The 20018-nt window shown below is 43.9% G+C and carries 18 protein-coding genes; 17 read left to right on the plus strand and 1 reads right to left on the minus strand.

Features of this window, described 5'->3' with window-relative positions; all coding sequences use genetic code 11:
* The first annotated feature begins 19 nt into the window (after positions 1-19).
* From plsX to umoD, 17 genes are all read left to right on the plus strand, one after another.
* Positions 20-1078 carry a phosphate acyltransferase PlsX gene (gene plsX / locus FE392_RS00195; protein WP_319928222.1) on the plus strand — a complete coding sequence of 353 codons (1059 nt, stop codon included), beginning with the start codon at positions 20-22 and terminating at the stop codon, positions 1076-1078.
* Complete coding sequence (locus FE392_RS00200) at positions 1079-2032, plus strand: beta-ketoacyl-ACP synthase III (protein WP_319928223.1); 954 nt, start codon at positions 1079-1081, stop codon at positions 2030-2032. It abuts the gene before it with no gap.
* 18 nt (positions 2033-2050) lie between these two features.
* On the plus strand, positions 2051-2980 hold the full coding sequence (gene fabD, locus FE392_RS00205) for an ACP S-malonyltransferase (RefSeq protein ID WP_319928224.1): 930 nt from the start codon (positions 2051-2053) through the stop codon (positions 2978-2980).
* Positions 2981-2991: 11 nt separating this feature from the next.
* On the plus strand, positions 2992-3726 hold the full coding sequence (fabG, locus tag FE392_RS00210) for a 3-oxoacyl-ACP reductase FabG (protein ID WP_319928225.1): 735 nt from the start codon (positions 2992-2994) through the stop codon (positions 3724-3726).
* A gap of 151 nt (positions 3727-3877) precedes the next feature.
* The gene (acpP, locus tag FE392_RS00215; protein WP_004247087.1) at positions 3878-4114 is read left to right on the plus strand and encodes an acyl carrier protein; all 237 of its coding nucleotides are present in this window, start codon (positions 3878-3880) and stop codon (positions 4112-4114) included.
* Between the two features lie 74 nt (positions 4115-4188).
* Positions 4189-5430 carry a beta-ketoacyl-ACP synthase II gene (fabF, locus tag FE392_RS00220; RefSeq protein ID WP_319928226.1) on the plus strand — a complete coding sequence of 414 codons (1242 nt, stop codon included), beginning with the start codon at positions 4189-4191 and terminating at the stop codon, positions 5428-5430.
* Positions 5431-5637: 207 nt separating this feature from the next.
* Positions 5638-6465, plus strand: coding sequence for an aminodeoxychorismate lyase (gene pabC, locus FE392_RS00225; protein WP_319928227.1), 828 nt, complete (start codon positions 5638-5640; stop codon positions 6463-6465).
* A gap of 91 nt (positions 6466-6556) precedes the next feature.
* Complete coding sequence (gene mltG, locus FE392_RS00230) at positions 6557-7582, plus strand: endolytic transglycosylase MltG (protein ID WP_319928228.1); 1026 nt, start codon at positions 6557-6559, stop codon at positions 7580-7582.
* Entirely contained in the window at positions 7579-8220 is a 642-nt protein-coding gene (tmk, locus tag FE392_RS00235) for a dTMP kinase (RefSeq protein ID WP_319928229.1), read from the plus strand. Before mltG ends, tmk begins: the two co-directional genes overlap by 4 nt.
* Complete coding sequence (gene holB, locus FE392_RS00240) at positions 8217-9215, plus strand: DNA polymerase III subunit delta' (protein WP_319928230.1); 999 nt, start codon at positions 8217-8219, stop codon at positions 9213-9215. The genes tmk and holB overlap by 4 nt, the downstream gene beginning before the upstream one ends.
* Positions 9216-9228: 13 nt before the next feature.
* Positions 9229-10014 (plus strand): metal-dependent hydrolase, encoded by a 786-nt coding sequence (locus FE392_RS00245; RefSeq protein ID WP_319928231.1) that lies wholly within the window; start codon positions 9229-9231, stop codon positions 10012-10014.
* Positions 10015-10034: 20 nt separating this feature from the next.
* Positions 10035-10385, plus strand: coding sequence for a purine nucleoside phosphoramidase (gene hinT, locus FE392_RS00250; RefSeq protein WP_319928232.1), 351 nt, complete (start codon positions 10035-10037; stop codon positions 10383-10385).
* A 288-nt stretch (positions 10386-10673) separates the two neighbouring features.
* Entirely contained in the window at positions 10674-11246 is a 573-nt protein-coding gene (lpoB, locus tag FE392_RS00255; protein WP_319928233.1) for a penicillin-binding protein activator LpoB, read from the plus strand.
* A complete protein-coding gene (locus FE392_RS00260) occupies positions 11209-12105 on the plus strand; it encodes a phosphotransferase (RefSeq protein ID WP_319928234.1) in 897 nt (298 codons plus the stop codon). Before lpoB ends, FE392_RS00260 begins: the two co-directional genes overlap by 38 nt.
* Positions 12106-12220: 115 nt before the next feature.
* Entirely contained in the window at positions 12221-13240 is a 1020-nt protein-coding gene (gene nagZ, locus FE392_RS00265) for a beta-N-acetylhexosaminidase (protein ID WP_319928235.1), read from the plus strand.
* Between the two features lie 429 nt (positions 13241-13669).
* Positions 13670-14974 carry an NAD(P)/FAD-dependent oxidoreductase gene (locus FE392_RS00270; protein ID WP_319928236.1) on the plus strand — a complete coding sequence of 435 codons (1305 nt, stop codon included), beginning with the start codon at positions 13670-13672 and terminating at the stop codon, positions 14972-14974.
* Positions 14975-15629: 655 nt separating this feature from the next.
* A complete protein-coding gene (gene umoD / locus FE392_RS00275; RefSeq protein ID WP_319928237.1) occupies positions 15630-16103 on the plus strand; it encodes a UmoD family flagellar biogenesis regulator in 474 nt (157 codons plus the stop codon).
* Positions 16104-16293: 190 nt separating this feature from the next.
* Here umoD and mfd read toward each other — a convergent pair whose 3' ends face one another.
* A complete protein-coding gene (mfd, locus tag FE392_RS00280) occupies positions 16294-19743 on the minus strand; it encodes a transcription-repair coupling factor (protein ID WP_319928238.1) in 3450 nt (1149 codons plus the stop codon).
* Between the last annotated feature and the right edge of the window lie 275 nt (positions 19744-20018).

Here is a 20018-nt window from a genome sequence, read left to right on the forward strand (position 1 = left end):
CCATTAGCAAGTTGATATCTTGGCTAATCTAACCCTAGCGTTAGATGCTATGGGCGGGGACTTTGGTCCTCGCGTCACAGTGCCTGCTGCTTTGCAGGCACTGGCATCTAATCCGCAATTAAAGCTATTGTTGGTCGGTAACCCCGAAACCATTTCCCCTTTGCTTGCAAATGAAAATGCCGAGCTGCTTGGCCGTTTGCAAATTATCCCTGCGGAACATGTCGTTTCCAACGATGCAAGACCTTCACAGGCTATTCGCTCCAGTCATGGTACTTCGATGCGTGTGGCGCTGGAACTGGTCAAATCAGGGCAAGCACAGGCCTGTGTCAGTGCGGGAAATACGGGGGCTTTGATGGGGTTGGCCAAATTGATGCTAAAATCCATAGAAGGGATTGAACGACCGGCATTAATGACTGTGATACCTAACCTGAAACAGCGGAAGACCGTTGTATTAGATTTAGGCGCTAATATTAATTGTAATAGCCGTATGTTAGTTCAGTTTGCGATTATGGGCGCTGTAATGGCAGAGTATGTTGCTGGCGTAGATAACCCACGAGTGGCGCTGCTCAATATAGGGGAAGAGGAATCCAAGGGGCTGGATAATATCCGCGAAGCTGCTATAACCTTGCGCAATAGCCCGACTATTAATTATATAGGCTATGTGGAAGGAAATGAGTTACTGACGGGGAAAACTGATGTGCTCGTATGTGACGGCTTCGCAGGTAATGTTACGCTGAAGACGATGGAAGGTGCAATTAGAGTGATTCTATCTCTGGTAAAATCACCGGATGGTCAGCAGAAAAAATCATCTTGGCTGATGAAAATATTCAAGATGAAGATATTCAAAAAATGGTTGCTAAAGCAGGTAACGAAGCGATTTGGTCATTTGAACCCTGATCAGTATAACGGAGCAACGTTATTGGGATTACGTGGTATCGTCATTAAAAGCCATGGCGCTGCCAATGAACGTGCGTTTAAAGCGGCTATTGATCAAGCTGTTCAGGCTGTAGAAAAACAGGTTCCTGACAGAATCGCTGCCCGACTGGATGCAGTATTACCCAAGAGTGAACAAGCATAAATGTATACAAAAATCTTAGGTACGGGCAGTTATTTGCCTGCGCATGTGCGTACTAACGCAGATCTAGAAAAAATGGTGGATACGTCTGACGAGTGGATTGTAGCTCGTACGGGCATTCGTGAACGCCGTATTGCAGCTGAAGATGAAAATGTTGCAACCTTGGGTTTTAAAGCTGCAGAAAAAGCCATTGAAATGGCTGGCATCGATAAAACAGAAATTGATCTAATTGTTGTAGCAACAACAAGCTCAACGCATGCCTTCCCAAGTGCCGCTTGCCAAATCCAGCAATTATTGGGAATTCCAAATGTTGCAGCTTTTGATATTGCAGCAGCATGTGCGGGTTTTGCTTATGCATTGAGCGTTGTTGATAAATTTATTAAAACCGGGGCAGCGAAGCATGCACTGGTCATTGGATCTGACATTATTTCAAGAGTTGTGGATCCAGAAGATCGCGGTACAATTATCCTCTTTGGGGATGCGGCCGGAGCTATGATAGTTGGGGCTTCTGAGGAACCCGGCATATTATCCACCCATCTTCACGCTGATGGCCGTCATGGCGATTTGTTGTCCTTGCCCCATCAAAGTCGAGTGGAACGTGATAATCCGGCATATATATCCATGACCGGCAATGAAGTCTTTAAAGTTGCTGTCCGTGAGTTGGCGAATATTGTTGATGAAACATTGGAAGCTAACAACATGTCTCACTCCGAGCTTGATTGGCTGGTGCCTCATCAGGCAAATTTGCGTATTATTTCAGCGACAGCCAAGAAATTGAATATGACAATGGATAAAGTTGTTGTGACATTGGATCGTCACGGTAACACCTCGGCAGCATCAGTACCGACAGCATTTGATGAAGCGGTGCGTGATGGAAGGATCCAACGCGGCCAGCTTGTTTTACTTGAAGCATTTGGCGGTGGCTTTACCTGGGGCTCAGCGCTAGTACGTTTTTAATTCAACAGGAAACTAAACATGTCTGATTTTGCAATGGTATTTCCCGGCCAGGGTTCTCAATCTTTGGGGATGTTGGCAGACTTAGCCACGGAATTTCCGCTGGTTGAACAAACCTTCGCAGAGGCTTCTGCGGTTTTGGGATATGATTTATGGGCATTAGTCCAACAAGGAACCGTAGAAGAGCTGAATAAAACGTGGAAGACCCAACCTGCGTTACTGGCAGCTTCAGTCGCCATTTGGCGTGTCTGGCAAGAAGAGGGAGGAAAAGCACCTTCCATCATGGCCGGTCACAGCCTCGGTGAGTATTCGGCATTGGTTTGTGCTGGCGTGATTGAATTCAGCCAGGCAATCAAACTTGTTGAACTACGCGGAAAGCTGATGCAGGATGCTGTACCAGAAGGGCAAGGGGCGATGTATGCCATTATCGGTCTGGATAATGAATCCATTGCAAAAGCATGTGACGAAGCAGCACAGGGGCAAATTGTTTCACCGGTTAACTACAACTCACCTGGTCAGGTTGTGATAGCTGGCGAGAAAGATGCAGTTGAACGCGCTGGCGCAGCATGTAAAGCGGCCGGTGCGAAACGCGCATTGCCTTTATCTGTGAGCGTGCCTTCACACTGCGCACTTATGAAATCGGCTGCTGAACAATTGGCAGTTGCGTTGCAAGCGATTGAATTTAACCAGCCACTGTTCCCTATCGTGAATAATGTCGATGTAAAAGTAGAAAAATCTGCCGACGCTATTCGCGACGCGCTGGTTCGTCAGTTGTATAATCCTGTACGCTGGACTGAATCGGTTGAATACATTGCTGCACAAGGTGTAGAACAACTGTTGGAAATTGGGCCAGGTAAGGTATTAACCGGGTTGACTAAACGAATTGTTGATACTGTAAGTGCTGCGGCAGTTAATGATGTATCATCACTCACAGTTGCTCTGAACAAATGACTGGGGAAAACATGAGCTTTGATGGAAAAATTGCACTGGTAACAGGTGCCAGCCGCGGTATAGGTCGCGCAATTGCAGAATTATTGGCTGAACGCGGTGCATGTGTTATTGGTACTGCGACCAGTGAAAAAGGTGCTGAAGCAATCAGTGCCTACCTTGGTGATAAGGGCAAAGGTTTTGTACTAAATGTCACAGATTCGGAATCCATTGAAAATGCACTATCGAATATTCGTGCTGAATTTGGTGAAATAGACATTTTAGTGAATAATGCAGGCATCACTCGTGATAACTTGTTGATGCGCATGAAAGATGATGAGTGGCAAGACATTGTTGACACTAATCTTTCTTCGATTTTTCGTCTGTCAAAAGCACTAATGCGCTCTATGATGAAAAAACGTTATGGACGTATTATTTCCATTGGCTCTGTTGTTGGAACGATGGGAAATGCTGGGCAGGTGAATTACGCGGCAGCGAAAGCAGGGGTTATTGGTTTCAGTAAATCATTGGCCCGTGAAGTCGCTTCCCGTGGTATCACCGTCAACGTTGTTGCACCTGGTTTTATCGAAACAGATATGACCAAAGCGTTGACTGACGAACAACGTGCAGGTATTGAATCTACAATTCCTGCCAATCGTCTTGGTGATGCAAAAGAAATTGCCAGTGCTGTAGCGTTTCTTGCTTCTGACGAGGCCGCTTACATTACGGGTGAAACATTACATGTCAATGGCGGCATGTACATGATCTAAAAATGAGCGAACTATCTGTTTCTGGAGTGTTTTTTATACATAAAGAGGCAGATTGTGGTTCGACCAGCCGGGATTTGGTTGCATCTTTTCCTGTATTTTATAAACTACGAAAACCATCGCAAAAGCGAGTTTTGATAGGAAATTTAATAGTATGAGCACTATCGACGAACGCGTTAAGAAAATCATCGTTGAACAACTGGGTGTTAAAGAGGAAGAAGTTGTAAATTCAGCTTCATTTGTTGATGACTTGGGCGCTGATTCTCTTGACACAGTTGAACTGGTAATGGCTCTGGAAGAAGAGTTCGATATCGAGATCCCAGACGAAGAAGCTGAAAAAATCACCACAGTTCAGGCTGCTATTGACTACGTTGAAAACGCAGGTAAATAAGCACACATACCTAGGCGGTCGTTCGACCGCCTATGTTTTTTGTCCTAAATTTTTTCCCTCCCTGGAGGATAACCGTGTCTAAGCGTCGAGTAGTCGTGACCGGACTAGGCATGTTATCTCCTGTCGGCAACACAGTAGAATCTTCTTGGAATGCTGTTTGTAGCGGACAGAGTGGTATCGGCCTTATCGAACATTTTGACGCCTGTAACCATGCAACTAAATTTGCTGGTGTGGTGAAGAATTTTAATCATGAAGATTTTAATATTTCGCGCAAAGAAGCACGGAAGATGGATCTCTTCATTCAATATGGTATTGCTGCAGGCATACAAGCCATTGAAGATGCAGGAATTGACATAACAGAAACCAATGCTAGCCGCTTTGGTGCTGCTATTGGTTCTGGTATAGGTGGTTTGGGCCTGATTGAAGAAAACCACAGTACATTGCTTTCGGGTGGCCCTCGTAAGGTCAGCCCATTCTTTGTACCTTCGACCATTATCAATATGGTATCAGGTCATCTGAGCATCCTTTATGGTCTGCGTGGTCCCAGCATTTCCATCGCAACCGCTTGTACTTCTGGCGTACACAATATCGGTCATGCGGCTCGTATTATTGCCTATAATGATGCTGATATTATGCTGGCAGGTGGTGCGGAGAAAGCGAGCACAGAATTTGGTATTGCCGGATTCGGTGCGGCACGTGCATTGTCTACCCGTAATGATGATCCTCAAGGCGCTAGCCGCCCTTGGGATAAAGATCGTGACGGCTTTGTGCTGGGTGATGGTGCTGGTATTGTCGTTCTTGAAGAATATGAACATGCCAAAAAACGTGGTGCAAAAATCTACGCTGAAATTGTCGGCTTTGGCATGAGCAGTGATGCTTACCATATGACATCACCTCCTGAAGACGGTGCAGGTGCTGCTTTGGCAATGAGCAACGCCTTGCAAGATGCAGGTATTTCACCAGAGCAAGTGGGCTACATTAATGCTCATGGTACTTCAACCTCAGTTGGTGATCTTGCAGAAGCGCGTGCAGTTGAGTCTGTTTTTGGTAAGGGCACTAAAGTATTGGTGAGTTCTACCAAATCAATGACAGGCCACCTATTAGGTGCGGCTGGTGCGGTTGAATCCATTTTTACTATTCTTTCGCTGCGCGATCAGATTGTTCCTCCTACCATTAATTTGGAAAATCAGGATGAAGAATGTCATTTGGATTTAGTTCCGGGTGAAGCGCGCAAAGTTGAAGGAATGGAGTACGCTCTGTGTAACTCTTTCGGTTTCGGTGGCACCAATGGGTCATTGATTTTCCGCAAGATCTAAAACACTTTGCGTCAATAAAGAGCCTCAACATTTTTTGTTGGGGCTTTTTTTATGCCTGCTTTTCTTATTACTAATGAAGAATGGTCATCGAATGTAGGTTAACTGAATATATGGTATGGTTTTTTGCACTGTCGGGGCACCTATACTATTATAGCGCCCCTTAGTAGCTGAGGTTATTGCACCTTTTCATCGACATAAGAAATAAAAATGACGTACTGGATTAATGGTAATCAGTGTGATCGCATAGCGGTAAGCGATCGGGCTGTACAGTTTGGTGATGGCTGTTTCACTACAATAAGAGTAGAACAAGGACAGCCAGCTTTGTTGTCTTTACATATTAAACGGCTGCAAAAAGGTGTTGAAAAGTTGTTTATGCCCGAATTTGATTGGCTGCAACTTGAGAGCCAAATTAAACAAGCAGCAAAGGGATGTGGATCAGGTGTTTTAAAAGTGATCCTTTCCAGAGGGGAAGGGGGCAGAGGCTATGGCACGGATGGTACAGTTGCACCTACTCAAATTTTATCGTTGAAACCATATCCAGAACAGTATATTACTCAACGCCAGAAAGGCATTTCACTGGTTCTTAGCCCTGTTGCTTTGGGCATTAATCCCCATTTGGCAGGTATTAAGCATCTGAATCGGTTGGAACAAGTTTTAATCAAACGGTTTATTGAAAAATCTAAAGCTGATGATGCATTAGTGCTGGATAGTGATGGATTATTGGTTGAATGTAGCGCTGCTAATATTTTCTGGAGAAAAGGCAAAAATGTTTATACTCCTGAACTAACCCAATGTGGTGTCGAAGGAGTGATGCGTCAGAAAATAATCGAACTATTATCGGAAAGTGATTATAACCTGTCATGTATTATGCGCTATCCCGAAGCGTTGGCTCATGCCGATGAGGTGATTATCTGCAACTCCTTGATGCCAGTACTCCCAATAAATCAAATACAAGCACATAAAAATCAACCTCTGTGGAAATATCAATCAAGAGAGTTGTGTGAGTATTTATTACCCGGCTGCTTAAGTCTTTAGCGTTTCTATTGCTTAAACGGTTGGTTCAATTAACGCTTAAAACATCGGCTATAAGTATTCGTTATTAAAGTACATATAAAAGTGATTACGAATGAAATTTAAAAAACATATTCTCATTCTACCTGGCCTGATTATTGTGATCGCAGTGATCATTTTCTTCTCTTTTATGAAAAAAATAGAAAACTTTGCTGATCAAAAAATTAACCTCAGCCAAGATCTCATATTTACTGTGCCGGCGGGAACTGGGCGTACAGGCTTAGAAGCCTTACTGATTAAGCATAAATTAATTGATGATAATCAACTCATGCCGTGGTTATTCCGCTTGGAGCCTGAGTTGATGAAATTTAAGGCCGGAACTTACCGTTTGCAGAAAGGGATGTCTCTGCGAGCTGTATTGCAGTTATTTGCCAGTGGTAAAGAAATGCAATTTGCTATTCGTTTTGTTGAAGGGAGCAATCTCTCTGACTGGTCAAAAATATTGCAAAATGCACCATACTTAAAGCACGTTGTGGAAAATAAAACACGACAAGAATTGACTGATGCTTTGGGCATGAAAGTGGGAGAATCTCTGGAGGGGTGGTTTTACCCAGACACGTATATGTACACCGCTGGCACGAGTGATATGGAATTACTCAAGCGAGCCCACAATAAAATGAAAACAGTGCTGGAGCAGGAGTGGAAATCACGCGAGAAAAATTTGCCGTATAAGAATGCACATGAAATGTTGATCATGGCTTCCATCATTGAAAAAGAGACGGCAATTGAATCTGAGCGTACCAAAGTTGCATCTGTTTTCGTCAATCGCTTGCGGTTAAAAATGAGATTGCAAACTGATCCTACGGTTATTTATGGTTTGGGAGATAAATATACGGGGACTATCTTTCGTAGCAATCTCACTACATTTACCCCGTACAATACTTACATGATTGATGGGCTGCCTCCCACACCCATTGCTATGCCGGGTCTGGCTTCAATAAAAGCAGCGGCGCATCCCGCCGTAACTGAATACTTATATTTTGTTGCGAATGGCAATGGCGGTCATACATTCACTACTAATTTGGTTGCGCACAATAAAGCAGTAACCCTTTACCGTCAGAGGTTAAAGCAGGATAAATGAACAGCAAATTTATTGTAATTGAAGGGCTTGAAGGTGCGGGAAAGACGACTGCAATCAAAACGGTCGTTGAAACATTGAAACAGTACGGCATTTCTGATCTTATTTTTACTCGCGAACCTGGCGGAACGCCATTGGCAGAAAAGTTGCGCGAGTTGATTAAACAAGGTATTGAAGGTGAAATACTGACAGATAAAGCAGAAGTACTGATGCTATATGCTGCCAGAGTTCAATTGGTTGAAAATGTTATCAAACCTGCTTTGGCAAAGGGAACTTGGGTTGTAGGTGATCGCCATGATCTTTCTTCCCAGGCCTATCAGGGTGGGGGACGTGGCATTGACCAGAACCTGATGACATCATTGCGTGGCGCTGCATTAGGGGATTTTTGCCCAGATTTGACTATCTATCTTGATTTACCACCAGAGGTAGGTCTAAAGCGTGCCCGTGAGCGAGGCGAATTAGATCGCATTGAAAAGGAATCCTTGGATTTCTTCAACCGTACTCGTGAGAAATATCTTGAGTTTGTGATGTCTGATGACAGAATCAAAAAGGTTGATGCAACTCAATCACTGGAAGAAGTACAAGCGAATATTCGTTATATTTTGCTCCAGTGGCTACAACAACAGGAAACACCGGCATGAATTGGTATCCGTGGCTCAATCATGCGTATCGTCAGTTAGTTGAATCTCATCAACAGGGGCGTGGGCACCACGCTATTTTACTGCATGCTCACGAAGGAACTGGTGCGAAAGCATTACTCTACGGATTGAGCCGCTGGCTGATGTGCCAGAATAAACAGGGAATGAAAAGCTGTGGCGAGTGTCATGGCTGCCACTTGATGTTGGCTGGTACCCATTCTGACTGGCATGTGCTTGCTCCCGAAAAGGGAAAGCATATCATTGGCGTGGATGCTGTGCGCCATATCAGCGAAAGGCTCTATGAATATTCTCAGCAAGGTGGGGCGAAAATTGTCTGGATACCTTCGGCAGAATCCTTAACCGATGCTGCATCGAATGCTTTGCTGAAAACGCTGGAAGAGCCGCCTAAAAGTACCTATTTCTTATTGCAATGCCAACATCCCGCAAACTTGCTGGCGACAATGCGTAGCCGTTGTTTTTACTATTTTCTTCCGGCACCGGAAACGTCAATCGGGCTTTATTGGCTGCAAAATAAATTACCTAATGTAACATCGTCAGATGCACTGACTGCATTGAAGTTGTCACAAGGGGCGCCATTGGCGGCTGAACAACTACTCCAGACCGAAAAATGGCAGCAGCGAAATTCGCTTTGTCAGGCAATTACACAGGGTTTGCGTAAATGTGATACCCTGTCGCTTTTGCCGTTGCTGAATCGCGATGATGCGCCACAATTTTTGTTTTGGTTGATAAGTTTATTGTCTGATGCAGTGAAATGGCGGCAGCAGGCGCGGGATTACTGCGTTAACCAAGATCAACAAGCCCTAATTCAGCACCTTGCTTTTTCACAAAGTGTGGAAACATTATTAAGTACAGTTGATGATTGGGTGCTTTGCCGTCATCAATTACTGTCTGTAGTGGGCATCAACCGGGAATTATTGCTGACAGAACACTTACTCAAATGGGAAAAGCAGCTTTGTTCCATACAGTCACCCCTTTAGATACGAGCATATTATGTTTTTAGTTGATTCACATTGTCACCTCGATTGCCTTGATTATGAAACACTGCACAAAAGTGTTGATGAAGTTGTAGCAAAAGCTGCAGAGCGGGATGTGAAATATATGCTGGCAGTGGCAACAACATTGCCCGGTTTTCAGCAGATGAAAAACCTGATTGGTAAGCGGGAAAATGTCGCTTATTCCTGCGGGATCCATCCATTAAATTTGGATGAAGGTTACGATTTTGAAGAGTTGGCCCGATTGGCCGCTGATACAGATGTCATAGCAATGGGGGAAACGGGGCTGGATTATTATTACCAGAAAGATAATGCAGAACTCCAACGCACTTCATTTCGTAAACATATACAAATTGGCCGTGAATTAAATAAACCGGTGATCGTGCATACCCGTGAAGCCAGAGATGATACGTTGATGGTGTTGCGAGAAGAAAATGTGCAAGATTGCGGTGGTGTTTTGCACTGTTTCACAGAAGATAAAGAAACCGCCAAGGCATTGCTGGATTTAGGTTTTTATATCTCTTTTTCTGGTATCGTTACTTTCCGTAACGCGGAACAGATCCGTGAAGCCGCCAGATTTGTACCACTTGATAGAATTTTGGTAGAAACTGATTCGCCTTATCTGGCACCAGTTCCTCATCGTGGTAAACAGAATCAGCCTGCCTATGTACGGGATGTTGCTGAATATATGGCAGTCTTGAAAGGTGTTAGCATTGATGAGTTGGCCGAAGTAACAACAAAAAACTTTTGTGAATTGTTTCATGTTGATCTTACTGAAAAATAAGTGATAAAAGGAGAATTGATATGACAGAAGAAACTATTTTTAGTAAAATTATTCGTCGGGAAATTCCAGCTGATATTATCTATCAGGACGATTTGGTAACCGCATTTCGTGATATTTCTCCTCAAGCACCGACACATATTTTGATTATCCCCAACGTATTGATCCCGACAGTTAACGATGTTACTGCTGATCATGAACTGGCACTGGGTCGCCTATTTACTGTCGCAGCAAAAATCGCTCAGGATGAAGGCATCGCAGAAGATGGCTATCGTTTAATCATGAACTGTAACCGTCATTCAGGGCAGGAAGTATTCCATATCCATATGCATATGGTTGGTGGGCGCCCATTAGGCCCGCTGTTAGCAAAATAATAGTTTTATTATATACCCTATGGATTTCTGAGTTTTGCTGAGGCAACAAGGGAGTGGCAAGTTCGTCGGGAACGAATTTGCCCAGTCAACAGCAGATCTTTGGTCAAAGGCGGGAGCTTTCCATTTATCCCTTCTCGGAAACAGAAGCCACTGCGCAGAGTAACCTTATATTGATATAAGCGGGGCGGGATGAATGAGTGCGGCCAACAAAGCTGTAACTTGAAAGACAACGGGTATAAATAGATAGTAAGTACCAATAAAAGTTAGCGATGTAACCGGAGTAGATTAATGAAAAGAGTTCTCTTTGTTATATTATCAGCGATGCTGCTGGCAAGTTGTGCATTCCACGAATCACAACAGCCTGCTCCTGTTACACCAGCCCAGCCTGAGACAAAACAGGAACCATCTCCGATAGAACCCTCGGAAAAAGTTCCCCTGCCTCCCAAAATCCAGTCCACTAATTGGAATGACATTGTTCAGCCATTGATTGAAAAGATGGCTAAAGCCAGTGGTGCGGATGCCGGAAAATTACTGTTGGTTGATTCTGTGAAAAACAATACCAACAGTTCATTGCGAACTCTGAAAGCAACAGAGGCGATTACAGATGCCATCAGTCGAAAACAAGTTTTCCGGGTGGTTTCCAAATCCCAAATTTATGCAGCTCGACAAGCACTTAGGTTGTCATCGGAGGATAGTTTAGGTCTGCGGAGTAAGTCTATCGGTCTGGCACGCTATTTGAATGCTGATTATGTTCTTTACTCTATGGTTTCTAATCACAATGGTCAGCGTAATATTGAAATGCAGTTGATGCTGGTTAAAACGGGTGAAATACTGTGGTCAGGTCGTGGTGACGTTAACTGACGACAACATTTTGCAGCATCATTCTTTGCTGAGAATATTATGCCAGCAATGGCCTGATATTCCGGCAGAGTATTGGAAGATTGAGCCTCTAACGGGGCTGACACAAGGCAGTTACTATATCACGGATGGTGTGCGCCAGATGATTGGGCGTGCACAAACAATACATAACCGAACGCTTGGGGTAAATCGCTGGCGGGAAAAACAAATATTACGCAGATTATCTACTAGCGATATTGCCCCTAAAGTTATCGCCATGAACGAACGTTGGCTACTGCTGAAGTGGGTTACAGGGGAAAAAGTAATCTCTACCACATTGAGCCAGCCTGCTCTGTTACAGTCGTTGGCCCAGACAATTTCTGTCCTGCATCGACATCCTCCAATGGGATATCCACTCAAACTCAAACAACAAATTGCCTCCCAATGGCAGCAAATTGATCGGAACCGCCTGTCTCCCAGCTGGTTACACTTACATAAATTGTTTATGACGGCCAGAATGCCTGCCGCTTTAAAAATTGCGCCTGACCATATGGATATTCATTCCGATAATCTGCTGATCACCGATAAAGGGATAAAATTGATTGATTGGGAATATGCCGCAGATGTCGATATTGGTTTGTCTTTGGCTGTGCTGTTTAACGGAAATCAATGGGATGAGATACAGCAACAAACTTTTTTGAATTATTATTGTATTCAGGCATCAGGCTATTCGGATATCCAGCGGTTACAGCAGCAAATCAAACGATGGGAGCCATGGGTTAGGTATATGATGCTGATGTGGTATGAGGTACGCTGGCAGCAGACGAGAGAACAACAATTTTTATCATTGGTGGCTCCTCTGCGCCACAGTTTTAAACTTTAAGCTCATGTAATTTAAACTCAGGTAATAAGTTTAAAACAGGTGTGTTGTGCTGGCAGGTTTTAACTGATCATGAGTCAAAAATGACAACCAATAAAGAGAAATAATGAGGAAAGCTATGGGACCAGTAATGTTAGATGTTGTTGGTTATGAATTGGATAGTGAAGAACGCGAAATTCTGCAACATCCATTAGTGGGCGGCTTAATTCTGTTTACCCGCAATTTCCATGATACAAAACAATTACGTGAATTAGTCCGCCAAATCCGTGAGGCTTCCCATGGCCGCTTGGTCATTGCCGTTGATCAGGAAGGAGGGCGTGTTCAGCGTTTTCACGAAGGCTTTACTCGTTTACCTGCCGCACAATCTTTTGCCAGTGTGAATGATAATCTTATGGGGGCCTATCTGGCTGAAGAATCTGGCTGGCTGATGGCTTCAGAAATGATTGCGATGGATATTGATATCAGCTTTGCGCCAGTGCTGGACTTGGGGCACAAGTGCACGGCCATTGGTGAGCGCTCGTTTCATGAAGAGCCTGCACCTGCAATGGCAATGGCTGAAAAATTTATTAAGGGCATGCATTCTGCGGGAATGCGCTCAACGGGTAAACATTTTCCCGGACATGGTGCGGTAACGGCTGATTCCCATAAAGAGACACCAAGGGATAACCGTTCAATGGATGACATTAATTGCCATGATATGGTGATATTTCGTGATTTTATCCAACGCAATTTGTTGGATGCAATTATGCCTGCCCATGTTATTTATCCTCAGGTCGATCATCGTCCTGCCAGTGGTTCGCCATATTGGCTGAAATCTGTGTTGCGTGGGCAATTGGGTTTTGAAGGTGTCATTTTTTCTGATGATTTATCAATGGAAGGTGCGGCTGTTATGGGGAGTTATGCCGAACGCGCAGAAGCCTCGTTAAGTGCGGGCTGTGACATGATTTTGGTGTGCAATAACCGAGAAGGCGCGGTCAGTGTGCTGGATAATCTGCCGATCATCAATTCAGAGAAGGTATCGCGGTTGTATCATCAAGGAAAACAGTTTAGCCTAGAGGAACTGCATAAATCTGAACGTTGGCAACAAGCGAATAAGGCATTGCGTGATTTATGCGACAAGTGGTTAAGATGTGAATGATTTTTAAATAATTTGTTCTTTTCTCCATAAAATCAGGAATAGGGATGTGATTGATTACCCTATTCCTTTTTTACTCTGAGACTCCCTTTCATAAGTCTTTCAAGAACCCTGATGATGGGTTTGGTTGAACCGAAAAATTTCCAATTCACATTGCGTTAACACTGTAAAGATTAATCAGTGATAAATATGATTAATATCCAACTAATTGAAAATAAGAATGCAAAATTTGTGATTGGTGTCTAATTAGTCAAAAGAATTTAGTTGTGGCTATTTTTGGTATGACCAACTGACCAGCCATGATATTCTGGGGATATTTCCGTATGAAATTTGTCTAGCCTGATGTTATTTAAGAGCGTTATTTAACGTTTTTGATTTAAAAACGCGTTCAACTTCTTACATAACATTAGTTGTATTTTCAGTGGGGTAGTCATGACAACGCCAAAGACAAGAATTGTCATCATTGGTGGGGGCGCTGGTGGTTTAGAGCTGGCAACGCGTTTGGGGCATAAATTAGGGCGTAAGCAGAAAGCCGAAATTACGTTGGTGGATCGCAATAACAGCCACTTATGGAAGCCATTATTACATGAAGTAGCGACGGGTTCTCTGGATGATGGTGTGGATGCATTGAGTTATTTAGCTCATGGCAGTAATCATCATTTCAATTTCCAGCTGGGTACACTCACGAATATCGATCGTGAGGCAAAGAAAATCACTTTGGCTGAAATCCGTGATGAAGGCAGCGATTTGTTGGTTCCAGAGCGTGAGCTGGCTTACGACATTCTTGTCATGGCATTGGGCAGCCAATCAAATGATTTTGGTACGGCTGGCGTGAAAGACAATTGTATTTTCCTGGATAATCCGCATCAGGCGCATCGTTTCCATAACGAGATGTTAAATCTATTCCTGAAATATTCTGCAAATCAGTGTGCAGAAGAAAAGGTGAATATTGCGATTGTTGGTGGCGGTGCGACGGGCGTAGAGCTGTCAGCTGAGTTGTACAATGCAGTGAAACAGTTTAACAGCTATGGTTTTGAAAACCTGAATTCAGATGTCTTGAATGTGACTTTGGTTGAAGCAGGGGAGCGTATCCTGCCTGCATTGCCTACGCGTATTTCCAGCGCAGCTCATCAGGAATTAACCAAGTTGGGCGTTAAGGTTTTAACCAAAACCATGGTGACCAGCGCTGACGAGCACGGCCTGAATACTAAAGATGGCGAACAGATCAAAGCCTCTCTGATGGTTTGGGCGGCGGGGATCAAAGCGCCTGACTTCATGAAGGACATTGGTGGGTTGGAAACAAACCGAATCAATCAATTGGTCGTGGAGCCAACGCTGCAGACTACGCGTGACAGCCATATTTTCGCTATCGGGGATTGTGCTTCATGTCCGAAAAAAGAGGGCGGTTTTGTTCCTCCTAGGGCGCAGTCTGCTCACCAGATGGCAAGTCGTTGTTACGATAATATTTTGGCATTGCTGAATGAAAAACCATTGAAAGAATATGTTTATAAAGATCATGGTTCATTAGTTTCATTATCTAAATTCAGCACAGTCGGCAGCCTGATGGGTAACTTGATGCGTGGTTCAATGATGGTAGAAGGCCGTATTGCACGTATCGTTTATATCTCGTTGTATCGCATGCATCAGGTGGCGTTGCACGGGTATATTAAAACGGGTCTGATGATGTTGGTTGGTGGAATTAACCGTGTGATTCGCCCTCGGTTGAAATTGCATTAACTCATTGAAAACTCGGCAGGGAAACTGAGCTGAGAAACTGATTTGAAAAATGGTCTGCCTGAATTTAATTAATTCACGTAGGCCATTTTTTTACGCGTTATATTTATTATTATACATATCATAATTATTCTTCTCTAAATTTACCAAACTTGTTTATTATAATGAATAAAGTTTTATTTACACTCCATGAAGCCATCGCGTTGAAATAACTAATTATTGTTATATGTGAGTTTATTTTAAATAATGGAGATATTGTTATATTTATATGATACAAAGGGATAATTTAGATAGTTTTACTGCGGTATGCTCTCTAAGAAAGTGAAGTAATTTATTTATGCACTTAACTAATCGTTGTAATAAAGCAGGTTTTGGTTAGCTTACTGTAGTATCACAATTTTACTTGAGCTGTTAGGATTAGAAAGTATCCCACTAAGATATTTTATTTGTTATTTCAAATCAGCTTCGTATACAGATAAACTTGAGGGAATAAACGCACGTAAATCCTACTGGAATAAATTATATTTTTTATAAAATTGGATTATTGGAATAGGACTTTTCTTAAATAATAAATTAAACGCATTTTTAGTTGCTTTTATACATTGAAAAAATTGCTTAATAAAATGCGCGCAAAATTATTAATATATCAAGGTGCTATGTGGTTAAACTAAATATAAGACAGTACTTACTTGGTTTCATAATTACTATTGCTACCATTGGTGTTGCAACGTATTTTTTTAAACCCCCGTTTCCCAATGTTGCGAAAGTAGTATCTTCGGAACCTATACGAGCATCTATTACCATTCATCAATCCTATTGCCATATCGCCGTATTCCCTATTCCTGTTACAGTAAAAAATCTGCCGGGAAATAGTCTGGTTGCCCGTAAATACCAGATATTAACTCTGCTTGATTACTTAAAAGTAAAGAAAGAATATCCTGCTTTATCTCAATCGACACTGGAACATTGCATACCCGTTAATTTTGAGCAAATCAGTATCATTGGATATGACATCAATTACGAGATCGGGGATAAAGGCGGCGGCAAAGTCAGAATGCCATATGAACCGGGAAGCTCAATCCCTTTAAATGAGAAAGGGCAATTAATTATTAACTCCCCGCGAGAATATTAATTCTCTCTGCCCGATAGTCAAAGATAGCGCTCATGATTGCGCTATCTTTGTACGCAATTCACATGAAATTACTTCGGTGAATTGCGTTGACGTGATAGCGCAACCTTAAAATTAAACCTGAATCTTTCTTATCCACATAATCTTTCTATCCACTGCCCAGTGCGTGAAAACTACGGGTTACTGCTGGGATCTATTGATCACACAGCAAGTGTTTAGCGAAAGACCCCAATAATTCTTGGATGAAAGAGACTCGAGCCGCCCGTTCAGTCAATTCAGTAATGAATTTTAGTTTTGATGGGCCATCAAGCCGATAAACATTGGGCTGTGTCTGCAATAACCCTATCAAATAGTTAGGATCTACTTTGTTGTCATGCCTAAACTCGATAAATCCACCTTTTTCATGTGCTTCAATCCGTTTAATGCCCAGTTTGTGTGCTGTCAGGCGAATAGATGCGGATTGCAGCAACTGACGGCCTGGATCGGGGAGTAAACCAAATCGGTCGATGAGTTCGACTTTAAGCTCATCCAGTTCTGCATCATCCCGCGCACTGGCGATACGTTTATAGAAAGACAGGCGCATATTAACATCGGGAATATAGTCATCCGGGAGTAAAACAGGCATGCGCAACTCTATCTCTGTCTGACTACTGCTTAAATCTTCAAGTGAAGGTTCGCGGCCTTCCTTGAGTGCATTAACGGCACTTTCCAGTAATTCCATATAAAGCGTGAAGCCGATGCTGGCCATCTGCCCGCTTTGGTCTTCACCCAGCAATTCACCGGCTCCCCTGATTTCTAAATCATGCGTAGCCAATGCAAACCCGGCCCCTAAGTCTTCAAGGGATGCAATGGCTTCCAGCCGTTTTTGCGCATCGCTGGTCATTGTTTTTGGATGTGGCGTCAATAAATAGGCGTAGGCCTGATGATGTGAACGCCCAACCCGTCCCCGCAATTGATGCAATTGAGCCAACCCGAAATGGTCAGCACGTTCAATAATGATGGTATTGGCGCTGGGGATATCGATCCCTGTTTCAATAATTGTGGTACAAACCAGAACATTAAAACGCTGATGATGGAAATCCGTCATGACGCGTTCCAGATCACGCTCACGCATTTGCCCATGACCAACAACAATTCTGGCTTCCGGCACTAATTCTTCAAGGCGAATTTTGGCCTTCTCAATATTTTCGACATCGTTATACAGATAGTACACTTGTCCGCCACGCAAAATTTCACGCAGAATGGATTCGCGAATGATCAGGTTGTCAAACTCCCGCACGAACGTTTTTACTGCCAATCGACGGGCCGGAGGTGTCGCAATAATGGACAGGTCACGCATTCCGCTCATTGCCATGTTGAGGGTGCGGGGAATCGGGGTGGCGGTCAGAGTCAGAACATCAACATCCGCACGAATAGCTTTAATGCGTTCTTTATGCCGGACACCAAAGCGGTGCTCTTCATCGACAATCAACAAGCCGAGATCTTTCCAGCGCAGATCACTTTGCAGGAGCTTGTGGGTGCCGATAATAATATCGACTTTTCCTTCTGCCGCCATGTCGATGACTTGCTGTTGCTCTTTTGCACTGCGAAAACGTGACATCACTTCAATATGCACCGGCCAATTGGCAAAGCGATCGCGGAAATTATCATAATGCTGCTGTGCCAATAAGGTCGTTGGCACTAATACGGCAACCTGCTTGTTATTGGTGATGGAGAGAAACGCAGCGCGCATTGCGACTTCTGTTTTTCCGAACCCGACATCGCCGCAGACCAGTCTATCCATGGCAATGGGCTGACACATATCATCGATAACTGCATTGATGGCTTGTTCTTGGTCAGGGGTGGTATCGAAAGGAAAGTTTTGGCAGAACAGTTGATATTGCTCACGATCATTTGTGAAAGCAAAACCTGACTTGACAGCACGTTGTGCGTAAACATCCAATAATTCAGCCGCCACATCACGCACTTTCTCTGCGGCTTTCTGACGGGCCTTGCTCCATGCTTCTCCCCCCAGCTTATGCAAGGGCGCGCTATCTTCAGCACCACCAGCATAGCGGCTGATTAAATGCAGGGAAGATACCGGCACATAGAGTTTATCCTCCCCGGAATAGGTCAGAATAAGGTATTCGGCTTTAATTCCACCGGCTTCCAGCGTGGTTAACCCTTGATAACGCCCGACCCCGTGTTCGAGGTGCACAACAGGCTGACCATGCCGTAATTCAGCAAGATTGCGGATTAGCGTATCGGTATTGATTGTGCGTCGGTTATCTTGGCGGCGACGGCTGACCCGTTCACCGAGCATGTCGCTTTCACAGATAAGTGCGATTTGATTATCGTCGTCAATAAAACCATGTTCTGCTGAGCCAAGCATCAAAAAGTGACCGGGTTGGCTGGCTTCTGACAGTTGATTGATTTTTGCCGGGCTGACCTTGATTCGTGACAGCAACTCTTGCACGGATTCCCGCCGGCCTTCGCTTTCCACTGAAAAGATAATTTTGCCGCTGAACTGCTCCATGAAGCGGCGCAATTTATCCAAAGGCGCTTTATGCTGTGCGGCAATCGATAAATCCGGCAGAGGCTGATAGGAAAGGTTGGTATGGCCTGCTTTTTGAGCAATGGATTCGTTGCTTATTTGAATGCGAGGCCAGTTTTTCAATGCTGAAAATAGCTTATTGACGGGTAACCAAATTTTTTCAGGAGAAAGCAACGGACGCATGGGATCAACCTTGCGGCTTTCAAAGCGCTGTTCCGTATCTTGCCAGAAACGCTCTGCTGCATTGGTTAAATCTTGGCTAATAATCAGGGTCTTTTCAGGCAAATAATCGAAGAGGGAAGGCAAGGGGTGTTCAAAAAATAACGGCTGCCAATATTCGATGCCAGCAGGCAACATTTTTTTACTGACTTGCTGGTAAATATGCTCAGCATCACGGCGGACTTCAAACTGTTCACGCCACTGGCTGCGAAACAGCTCAATCGCTTCCTTATCGGTTGGAAACTCATGGGCCGGCAATAAATTGATTTTTTCTACCTCTGTCAGCGTTCGTTGAGTATCGACGTCAAAGATGCGTAGGCTATCTATTTCATCGTCGAAAAAATCAATGCGATAAGGATGTTCGCTTCCCATGGGAAATAGGTCAAACAAGGCACCACGCGTGGCAAACTCACCATGCTCAAGTACTTGCTCAACGCTGCGATAGCCCGCTTGTTCTAATTCTGCCCGTAACTTATTACGGGAAAGTTGTTGCCCTTTATGCATGACCAAGGCATGCCCTTTAAGATAATCGTGTGGGCAGACAAGTTGCATTAACGTATTGACGGGAAGGATCAGTGCTCCTTTCGTCATAAATGGTAAGTGGTAAAGTGTAGTCAGGCGATTGGAAATGATTTCTTGATGGGGAGAAAAACTATCGTAAGGCAGAGTTTCCCAATCTGACATCATATTTATTGGGGCATGGGTGAATTGTTGGATTTCATCACGCAATCGCAGGGCGTTTTGCATATCCTTTGTCACCAGCAGTATTGGCCCTGAGTGACGTTCAATGATTTCTGCACATTCAACGGCACTGGCGGCACCCGTCAAATGACCTAAGTGGCGGATATCACCACGGCGTTCAGGAAGTTGATAACGATATTTTGCTGACATAAGCGTTTGATGTGTTCTCTAAGATTCAGTTCATTCCCAACACATTTTTGACCCAGTAGCCTTATGCCCGACGTCTTTCAAATAGCTTCTTTGCTGGCTGCATCCGCTCATTCCGGTCACATAGTTATCTATGCTCCCGGGGATCACTTCTTTGCCGCCTCGATGCATTTTGATATCCATAGGGTATACAATTAATACGCTGGCAGGTTGAGATTAAGTAAAAAAACCACAGAACCGGGATATGGGTGGTTCCATAAAGTATTGCTACCCTTTAT

The organism is Xenorhabdus santafensis (genome assembly GCF_033949405.1).
GTDB classification, from domain to species: domain Bacteria; phylum Pseudomonadota; class Gammaproteobacteria; order Enterobacterales; family Enterobacteriaceae; genus Xenorhabdus; species Xenorhabdus santafensis.

Coding starts and splice junctions, on each gene's coding strand:
- FE392_RS00200 (WP_319928223.1), top strand. CDS start 1,079: ATGTATACAAAAATCTTAGGTACGGGCAGTTATTTGCCTGCGCATGTG.
- fabD (WP_319928224.1), top strand. CDS start 2,051: ATGTCTGATTTTGCAATGGTATTTCCCGGCCAGGGTTCTCAATCTTTG.
- fabG (WP_319928225.1), top strand. CDS start 2,992: ATGAGCTTTGATGGAAAAATTGCACTGGTAACAGGTGCCAGCCGCGGT.
- acpP (WP_004247087.1), top strand. CDS start 3,878: ATGAGCACTATCGACGAACGCGTTAAGAAAATCATCGTTGAACAACTG.
- pabC (WP_319928227.1), top strand. CDS start 5,638: ATGACGTACTGGATTAATGGTAATCAGTGTGATCGCATAGCGGTAAGC.
- mltG (WP_319928228.1), top strand. CDS start 6,557: ATGAAATTTAAAAAACATATTCTCATTCTACCTGGCCTGATTATTGTG.
- tmk (WP_319928229.1), top strand. CDS start 7,579: ATGAACAGCAAATTTATTGTAATTGAAGGGCTTGAAGGTGCGGGAAAG.
- holB (WP_319928230.1), top strand. CDS start 8,217: ATGAATTGGTATCCGTGGCTCAATCATGCGTATCGTCAGTTAGTTGAA.
- FE392_RS00245 (WP_319928231.1), top strand. CDS start 9,229: ATGTTTTTAGTTGATTCACATTGTCACCTCGATTGCCTTGATTATGAA.
- hinT (WP_319928232.1), top strand. CDS start 10,035: ATGACAGAAGAAACTATTTTTAGTAAAATTATTCGTCGGGAAATTCCA.
- lpoB (WP_319928233.1), top strand. CDS start 10,674: ATGAAAAGAGTTCTCTTTGTTATATTATCAGCGATGCTGCTGGCAAGT.
- nagZ (WP_319928235.1), top strand. CDS start 12,221: ATGGGACCAGTAATGTTAGATGTTGTTGGTTATGAATTGGATAGTGAA.
- FE392_RS00270 (WP_319928236.1), top strand. CDS start 13,670: ATGACAACGCCAAAGACAAGAATTGTCATCATTGGTGGGGGCGCTGGT.
- mfd (WP_319928238.1), bottom strand. CDS start 19,743: ATGTCAGCAAAATATCGTTATCAACTTCCTGAACGCCGTGGTGATATC.